Genomic DNA, 8,043 nt, shown 5'->3' with positions numbered 1-8,043 from the left:
GGCCGGGGCGCGAGCACGAGGCGTTCGAGCTGCGGCTGCCGTGGGAGCGGCACCTGGCGGCGGCGGGGTGGACGTGCGTGGGCTGGCCGACCGAATTCGGCGGGCGCGGGTTGTCGCTGGAGGAGCAGGTGGCCTTCCACGAGGAGTACGCGGCCTCGGGGGCGCCGGCGCGGGTCAACCACATCGGGGAGCAGTTGCTGGGGCCGACGTTGATCGCGTTCGGCACGCCGGAGCAGCAGAGCCGGTTCCTGCCGAAGATCGTGGCGGTCGAGGAACTGTGGTGCCAGGGCTACTCCGAGCCCGGTGCCGGGTCGGATCTGGCGGCGGTGTCCACCTCGGCGGAGCTGCGGGACGGCCAGTGGGTGATCAACGGCCAGAAGATCTGGACGTCGCTGGCGCACGTCGCGGACTGGTGTTTCGTGCTGGCGCGCACCGAGCGGGGGTCCCAGCGGCATCGCGGCCTGTCCTACCTGCTGGTGCCGCTGAAACAGGACGGGGTGACGGTCCGCCCGATCCAGCAGCTGACTGGCACCTCGGAGTTCAACGAGGTCTTCTTCGACGACGCCCGCACCCCCGCGTCCATGGTGGTCGGCGAGCCGGGCGAGGGATGGCGGATCGCGATGGCCACCCTCGGGTTCGAGCGCGGGGTGTCCACGCTGGGGCAGCAGATCGGGTTCCGCCGCGAACTCGACGGAATCGAGGCGGCGGCCAAACGCCTGGGCACCTGGGACGATCCGCTGCTGCGCGCCGATCTGGAGCGCGCGCGGATGGGCCTGCGGGTATTGCGGGCGCACGCGCTGCGGACGCTGGGTCAGGCCGCGGGGCCGGAGGTCGCGGTCGGCAAGCTGATGTGGGCGCAGTGGCATCGCCGCCTGGGCGAGCTGGCGGTGCGGGCGCGGGGCGCGCGGTCGCTGGTGGCCGAGGGCGAGCTGGACGAGTGGCAGCGGCTGTTCCTGTTCACCCGGGCCGACACGATCTACGGCGGCTCGGACGAGATCGAACGCAACATCATCGCCGAGCGGGTGCTCGGCCTGCCCAAGGAGGCCCGTTGATCCCCCACTACCCGCCCGGGCACGACCTGCTCGCCGGCAAAGTCGTGGTCGTGACCGCCGCCGCCGGCACCGGCATCGGCTCCGCGGTGGCGAAACGCTGCCTGGAAGAGGGCGCGAGCGTGGTGATCAGCGACTGGCACGAACGCCGCCTCGCGGAGAAGGCCACCGAGCTCGCGGAGCTGGGCAAGGTGCACGCGATCGCCTGCGACGTCACCGACGAGGAGCAGGTGCAGGCGCTGATCGCGGGTGCGGTGGGGCAGTTCGGCCGGATCGACGTGATGATCAACAACGCCGGGCTCGGTGGCACGAAGTCGGTGCTGGAGATGACCGATGAGGAATGGTCCCGGGTTCTCGACATCACGCTGACCGGCACGTTCCGCTGCACCCGGGCGGTGTTGCGGCAGTTCGTGGAGCAGGGCGGTGGTGGGGCGATCGTCAACAACGCCTCCGTGATCGGCTGGCGCGCCCAGGCCGGGCAGGCGCACTACGCCGCCGCGAAGGCCGGGGTGATGGCGTTGACCCGGTGTTCCGCCCTGGATGCCGCCGAACACGGGGTGCGGATCAACGCCGTCGCACCGAGCCTCGCGATGCACCCCTTCCTCGCCAAGGTCACCAGCGACGAGCTGCTGCACGAGCTGGAGCAACGAGAGGCGTTCGGCCGCGCCGCGCAGCCGTGGGAAGTCGCCAACGTGATGGTGTTCCTCGCCAGCGACTACGCCTCCTACCTGACCGGCGAGGTCGTGTCCGTGTCCAGCCAGCACCCCTAGGGAGCCGTTGTGCCTGAAGCATTTCTCCTCGACGCCGTGCGCACCCCCGTCGGACGGCGTGGTGGCGCGCTGTCCGGATGGCACTCCGCCGACCTGGGCGCGCACGTCATCCGCGCCGTGGTCGAGCGGACCGGGGTGGACCCGGACCTGGTCGACGACGTGATCCTCGGCTGCACCGACACCCTCGGCCCGCAGTCCGGCAACATCGCGCGCACCGCGTGGCTGGCCGCCGGGTTCCCCGACCACGTGCCGGGGGTGACCGTGGACCGGCAGTGCGGGTCCAGCCAGCAGGCCGTGCACTTCGCCGCGCAGGCCGTGCTGTCCGGCACCCAGGACCTGGTGGTGGCCGGCGGGGTGCAGAACATGAGCCGCATCCCGATCAGCGCCGCGATGCTCGCCGGGCGGGAGTACGGCTTCGACGACCCGTTCTCCGGCTCGAAGGGCTGGCAGGAGCGCTACGGCAGTGTCGAGGTGTCGCAGTTCCGCAGCGCCGACATGATCGCCGAGCACTGGGACATCACGCGCGAAGCGATGGAGGCCTACGCGCTGCGCAGCCACCAGCGCGCCCTCGACGCCATCGACTCCGGACGGTTCGCCGCGGAAATCGTGCCCGTGGACGGCTTCGAGGTCGACGAGGGCCCGCGCCGTGACACCAGCCTGGAACGCATGCGGGGCTTGAAGCCGCTCAGCGACGGGTCGCGCCTGACCGCCGCGGTGGCGAGCCAGATCTCCGACGGCGCCAGCGCGGCCGTCCTCGCCTCGGAGAAGTTCGTGCGGGAGCACGGGCTCACGCCGCGGGCGCGCATCCACCACATCTCGGTGCGGGCGGCGGATCCGGTGTGGATGCTCACCGGCCCCATCCCCGCGACCGCGCACGCCCTGCGCAAGACGGGACTGACGGTGGACGACATCGACCTGTTCGAGGTCAACGAGGCCTTCGCCAGCGTGGTGCTGGCCTGGCTCGACGAGACCGGGGCGGATCCCGCGCGGGTGAACGTCAACGGCGGCGGGATCGCGCTGGGCCACCCGATCGGCGCCACCGGCACGAAGTTGCTCGCCACGCTGCTGCACGAGCTGGAGCGGCGCGGTGGGCGCTACGGGTTGCAGACCATGTGCGAGGGCGGCGGCACCGCGAACGTGACGATCATCGAACGGCTCTGATCAGGCGGTGCCCAGGCGGTGGAGGATCTCCTCCGCCTGGGTGACCGTGACCTGCACGATCTCGGCCACCGTCGGCAGGTCGTCGATCATCCCGACCACCTGGCCGGACGCCAGCACACCCGCGTCGGTGCGGCCGTCGACCAGGCCGGCGCGCAGCAGCATCGGCGTGTTGGCCGCCATCAGGATCTGGCTCCACGTCATCTCGTTCCCGTGCTTCATCGCCAGCCCCTCGCGCACCATCGCGGGCAGCGACAGCCCGGTGATCCGCCGGAACCGCAACGCATTGCGGAGGGCTTGGATGGTGCCCCGGACCCGCCCGGTGTCTTCCAGCTTGTCGACCAGCTCAGTGCGCAACACGCGGTGCGGCAGCCCGTCGACGCGTTCGGTCACCACCGTCCCGGCCAGGCCCTGCGCGAGGTAGACGCGCTTGACCTCCTCGGGCACGGTGCTTTCCTTGCTGAGCAGGAACCGCGTGCCCATCGCCACCCCCGCGGCCCCGTAGGCGAGTGCGGCGGCCAGTCCGCGGCCGTCGAAGAACCCGCCCGCCGCGACCACGGGAATGTCCACGGCGTCGAGCACCGAGGGCAGCAGGAGGGTGGTGGCCACTCCCCCGGTGTGGCCGCCGCCCTCGCCGCCCTGCACGATCACCGCGTCCGCGCCCCAGGCGGCGACCTTCTCGGCGTGCCGCGCGGCTCCGACCGACGGGATCACCACGATGCCGTGGTCGCGGAGTTTGGCGATCATTTCCTTGCGCGGCGCCAGCGCGAAGGAGGCGACTTTCACGCCCTCGCGGATGAGCAGGTCGACCCGCTCGGGAGCATCAGCGGCGTCGGCGCGGAGGTTCACGCCGAAGGGCTGGCCGGTGCGGTGTTTGACGTCTGCGATCGCGGATTCGAGTTCGGGGTAGGTCATGGTGGCCGAGGCCAGGATGCCCAGCCCGCCGGCTTCGGCGGTCGCCGAGACCAGGCGGGGTCCGGCGACCCAGCCCATGCCGGTCTGCACCACCGGATGCCGCACCCCGACGAGCCGGGTCAGGGCGGTGTCCAGGGTCATGACGGCACTTCCTTGTCCCGCAAGCCCTTCGGATCGAGCACCTCGCGGATGAGCCGGAGCTCCTCCTCGGTGGGTTCGCGGCTGGTAGCCGCGCTGGAGAGATCGATCTCGAAGGAGGTGGCAGCGGTGATCTCCTCGGTCGTGACGCCGGGGTGCAGCGAGACGGCGCGCATCGAGCGATCCGGGGTGGCGAAGTCGAACACGCCCAGGTTGGTCACCACGCGGTGCACGTCGTGGTACTTCAGTCCGGCTTTGGCGGCGTTGTCGTAGCCCACGCCCGAGACGATGTCCACGCTCTCGACGAACACGCGGGTGCTGTGCCGCGGCACCCAGTAGCTGGTGCGGTGGTTGGCCGTGTTGCCCGGCGCGCCCCGCACGCCGAGGAGCTGCTTCGCCGGGCGGGTGTGGTCGCCGATGGCGGAGATGTTCTGGTTGCCGAACTTGTCGATCTGGTTGGCGCCCATCACCACGTGACGCCGCCCGTGCGGGACGATGGTCTCCAGCATCTTGCGGAACGGCTGCCAGCCTTCCACGTTCCCGTCGGCGTCGATCAGGTAGGCCTCGCCGTCGGAGAGCAGCAGGTCGGGTTCGAAGGTCAGGCGGGCGAGTTTCGCGCCCAGCGAAGGGATGTAGCCCATGGGGCTGGCCACGATTTCGCCGTCGCCACGGAAGAGTTCGGCCACCGCCACCACGGCGATCTCGGCCCGGGTCGCGCTCATGCCGCCGCCTCGAATCGATCCACTTCGGACAGGTACTGCCGTTCGTCGCCGGACAGGAACCGGTCGACGAACCCCGGCCAGGCGTCCAGGTCCTTGGCGCAGGCCACGTAGTGCTTCTGGAACCGTTCGTCCCGGTCGTAGTCGGGCACCGCGGTGGTGAAGTGCGCGCCCCGCGGGGCTTCCACCACACCGTCCACCGAGCCGCGGTTCAGCAACAGCGACTGCACCGGCCCAGCCAGCTCCGCGGTGTCCACCACCTTTTCCACCGAGACGAAGCGTTTCTTCGCTGCCAGGCAGAACAGATCGTCGAAGTAGGGGTCCGGGCCGAGGTACTGGGCGTTGCCGCGGGCGTCGGCGCGGTTGAGGTGCACCAGCGCCACATCCAGGTCCTGCGCGGGCACCGCCACCAGCTCTTCGCCGTCGGCGTAGGGCGACCGCACCGTGCGCAACTCCGGGTTCACCCGCATCACGTCGGAGCCCAGCCCGGCCCGCAGTGGCAGGAACGGCAATCGTTGCGCGGCTGCGGACAGGGCGGCGGCGAACATGCCCTCGTCGTATTCGGTCACCTCGATCGCCCCGGTCTCGCGGGCACGGCCGAACCACGGGTCGAACGGGATCGAGTCCAGCGTGACGAACCCGAACACCACCCGCCTGACTTTCCCGGCCGCACACAACAGGCCCACATCCGGGCCGCCGTAGGACACCACGGTCAGGTCCTTCACGGGAGTGCGCAGCAGAGCACGGACCAGGGCCATCGGCTTGCGGCGCGAGCCCCAGCCGCCGATGCCGATGGTCATGCCGTCGCGAACCTCCGCCGCGACCTCGTCGGCGGTCATGCGCTTATCGGCCATTCAGGAACTCCTCACGGGCCTCGTCCGACGCACCGAGCAGGTTCAGCTCGAAGGTGAACCCCTGCTCGAACCGGTAGCTGCGGTGCACGTGCTGGGTGTCGATGCCGTTCAACGCTTCCTTCGCGGCCCGGATCACCCGGGGGTCCTTCGCCGCGATGTCCCGCGCCACCGCCAGCGCCGCCTCGTCCAGCTGCTCGCGCGGCACCACCTGGTACACCGATCCGTGCCGGTGCAGCTCGGCCGCGGTGATCGTGCGCGCCGTGAAGTAGAGGGTGCGCATCAGGTGCTGCGGCACCAGCCGGGCCAGGTGGGTCGCCGCGCCCAGAGCGCCCCGCTCCACCTCCGGTACCCCGAACGTGGCGTCCTCCGAGGCGATCACCACGTCCGCGTTGCCGACCAGGCCGATCCCGCCGCCCAGGCAGAACCCGTGCACCGCCGCCACCACCGGCACCGCGCAGTCGTACACCGCACCGAACGCCGCGTAGCAGCCCTTGTTCGCCCCCACGAGTGCTTCGTAGCCCGCGGTGCGCTGGATCTCCTTGATGTCCACCCCGGCGTTGAACCCCCGGCCCTCCGCGCGCAGCACCACCGTGTGCACGTCCGGATCCTCTCCGGCGCCCCGCACGGCGGCGGCCAGGTCGAACCAGCCCTGCACCGGCAGCGCGTTGACGGGCGGGAAATCCACGGTGACGATCTCGACGTGACCGTCCCGTTTGGTCAGAACCGGCATCAGCTCGCTCCGTACACGGGTTCGGGCGCGGGCGCCTCGGCGATCAGTTTCTCCACCACCGGCCCGAGTTCCCCCGGTTCCCAGCGGCTGCCCTTGTCCACCGACGGGCCGTGCCGCCACGCCTGCGCCAGCGACACCTTCCCACCCTCGACCTCGAACACCCGGCCCGTCACCGCGCCGGACTCCGCACTACCGAGCCACACCACCAGCGGCGAGATGTTCTCCGGCGCCATCGCATCGAACCCCTCATCGGGGCGGGCCATCGTCTCCGCGAACACCTCCTCGGTCATGCGGGTGCGTGCCGAGGGGGCGATCGCATTCACCGTCACGCCGTACCGCTGGAGCTCCGCCGCCGCGACCACCGTGAGCCCGGCGATCCCCGCCTTCGCGGCCGAATAGTTGGACTGCCCCACACTGCCCAGCAGACCCGCGCCGGAACTGGTGTTGACCACCCGCGCGCTCGGCATCCGCCCGGCCTTCGCCTCCGCGCGCCAGTACTCCGCCGCATGCCGCAGCGGGGCGAAGTGGCCCTTGAGGTGGACTCGGATCACCGCGTCCCACTCGTCCTCGCCGAGGTTGACCAGCATCCGGTCCCGCACGAACCCCGCGTTGTTGACCAGCACGTCCAGCCGGCCGAACCGCTCCACCGCGGTGCCGATCAACGCCCGCGCCCCGGCCCAGTCGGCGACGTCGTCGGTGTTCGCCACGGCCTGGCCGCCCAGCGCCTCGATTTCGGCCACCACCCGGGCGGCCGGACCGTCCCCGGTCGCGGAACCATCGAGGGCCACGCCGACGTCGTTGACCACCACCCGCGCGCCCTCGGCCGCGAACGCCAGCGCGTGCGCCCGCCCGATGCCGCGCCCGGCGCCGGTCACCACGACCACGCGGTCCTGGCACAACCCCGTCATGAACCCTCCCTGTTGACATCCGCGGCCGCCTGGAACGCGGGCGCCTCACCACCGCCGTGCACCTGCAACGTCGCCCCCGACACGTAGGAAGCCAGCGGGGAAGCCAGAAACGCCGCGCACTGCCCGATCTCCTCCGGCTCGGCCAGCCGTCCCAGCGGCACCGTCTTCCCGACCGCCGCCACGTCGCTGCCGTAGTGCAGGTGTGACTGCTCGGTGCGCACCATCCCGACGTCGAGCGCGTTGACCCGCACCTTCGGCGCCCACTCCACCGCCAGGCTCGCCGTCAGGTTGTCCAGCCCCGCCTTCGCCGCGCCGTACGCGGCCGTTCCCGGCGAGGGGCGGGTCGCGGACACGCTGGAGATCATCACGATCGACCCGCCACCGTCCTGGCGCTGCATGACCGCGTTCGCCTGCTGCGCCACCAGCAGCGGGGCCAGCAGGTTCAGCTGCACGATCTTGTCGTGGAACCGCGGCGACGCCTCGGCAGCGGAGGCGAACGGACTTCCACCCGCGTTGTTCACCACCACGTCCAGGCGACCGTGCTCGGCCACGATCCGGGCGATCAGCGCCTCGACCTGCTCCGGCTCCCGCACATCGCAGGCGACGAACTGCCCCACCGGCGCCTCCGGCTCGCGCCTGGCGCAAGTCACCACCCGTGCGCCCTGCGCCGTGAAGACCTGGCTGATGCCCCGGCCCACGCCACGCACGCCCCCGGTCACCAGAACCACGGCGCCGGCCAAACCCAGATCGGTCTCCACAAACCCAAAACTAGAACATGTTCTCATCATGGACAAGCTTGATG

General features: G+C 71.1%; 9 protein-coding genes. 3 read left to right on the top strand and 6 right to left on the bottom strand.

Translation table 11 applies throughout. The features are described from left to right. From D0D15_RS27245 to D0D15_RS27235, 3 genes are all read left to right on the top strand, one after another. The coding region (locus D0D15_RS27245; RefSeq protein ID WP_115944847.1) for an acyl-CoA dehydrogenase family protein at window positions 1-1,052 on the top strand (1,052 nt) is incomplete at its 5' end. Then, window positions 1,049-1,819, top strand: coding sequence for an SDR family oxidoreductase (locus D0D15_RS27240; protein ID WP_094008165.1), 771 nt, complete (start codon window positions 1,049-1,051; stop codon window positions 1,817-1,819). The genes D0D15_RS27245 and D0D15_RS27240, both read left to right, overlap by 4 nt. A 9-nt stretch (window positions 1,820-1,828) precedes the next feature. Then, window positions 1,829-2,980 (top strand): acetyl-CoA C-acetyltransferase, encoded by a 1,152-nt coding sequence (locus D0D15_RS27235; RefSeq protein WP_094008166.1) that lies wholly within the window; start codon window positions 1,829-1,831, stop codon window positions 2,978-2,980. Here D0D15_RS27235 and D0D15_RS27230 read toward each other — a convergent pair whose 3' ends face one another. Genes D0D15_RS27230 through D0D15_RS27205 form a run of 6 tightly spaced genes read right to left on the bottom strand, consistent with a single transcriptional unit; the run spans window position 2,981 to window position 7,999 of the window. After that, window positions 2,981-4,027 (bottom strand): NAD(P)H-dependent flavin oxidoreductase, encoded by a 1,047-nt coding sequence (locus tag D0D15_RS27230; RefSeq protein WP_094008226.1) that lies wholly within the window; start codon window positions 4,025-4,027, stop codon window positions 2,981-2,983. It abuts the gene before it with no gap. 2 nt (window positions 4,028-4,029) lie between these two features. Continuing rightward, window positions 4,030-4,752 carry a CoA-transferase subunit beta gene (locus tag D0D15_RS27225; protein WP_094008167.1) on the bottom strand — a complete coding sequence of 241 codons (723 nt, stop codon included), beginning with the start codon at window positions 4,750-4,752 and terminating at the stop codon, window positions 4,030-4,032. After that, window positions 4,749-5,603: a CoA transferase subunit A gene (locus D0D15_RS27220; protein WP_094008168.1), complete on the bottom strand. Its 855-nt coding sequence runs from the start codon at window positions 5,601-5,603 to the stop codon at window positions 4,749-4,751. The genes D0D15_RS27225 and D0D15_RS27220 overlap by 4 nt, the downstream gene beginning before the upstream one ends. Then, window positions 5,593-6,333, bottom strand: a complete 741-nt coding sequence (locus tag D0D15_RS27215; RefSeq protein WP_094008169.1) for an enoyl-CoA hydratase family protein — start codon at window positions 6,331-6,333, stop codon at window positions 5,593-5,595. Before D0D15_RS27215 ends, D0D15_RS27220 begins: the two co-directional genes overlap by 11 nt. Continuing rightward, window positions 6,333-7,241 carry an SDR family oxidoreductase gene (locus tag D0D15_RS27210; protein WP_094008170.1) on the bottom strand — a complete coding sequence of 303 codons (909 nt, stop codon included), beginning with the start codon at window positions 7,239-7,241 and terminating at the stop codon, window positions 6,333-6,335. Before D0D15_RS27210 ends, D0D15_RS27215 begins: the two co-directional genes overlap by 1 nt. Then, window positions 7,238-7,999, bottom strand: a complete 762-nt coding sequence (locus D0D15_RS27205) for an SDR family oxidoreductase (RefSeq protein WP_094008171.1) — start codon at window positions 7,997-7,999, stop codon at window positions 7,238-7,240. The genes D0D15_RS27210 and D0D15_RS27205 overlap by 4 nt, the downstream gene beginning before the upstream one ends. Window positions 8,000-8,043 lie beyond the last annotated feature (44 nt).

It is taken from the genome of Amycolatopsis thermalba (assembly GCF_003385215.1).
GTDB classification, from domain to species: domain Bacteria; phylum Actinomycetota; class Actinomycetes; order Mycobacteriales; family Pseudonocardiaceae; genus Amycolatopsis_E; species Amycolatopsis_E thermalba.
The sequence above is the reverse complement of the archived record's forward strand: the minus strand, read 5'-3'. Positions and strand labels throughout refer to the sequence as shown.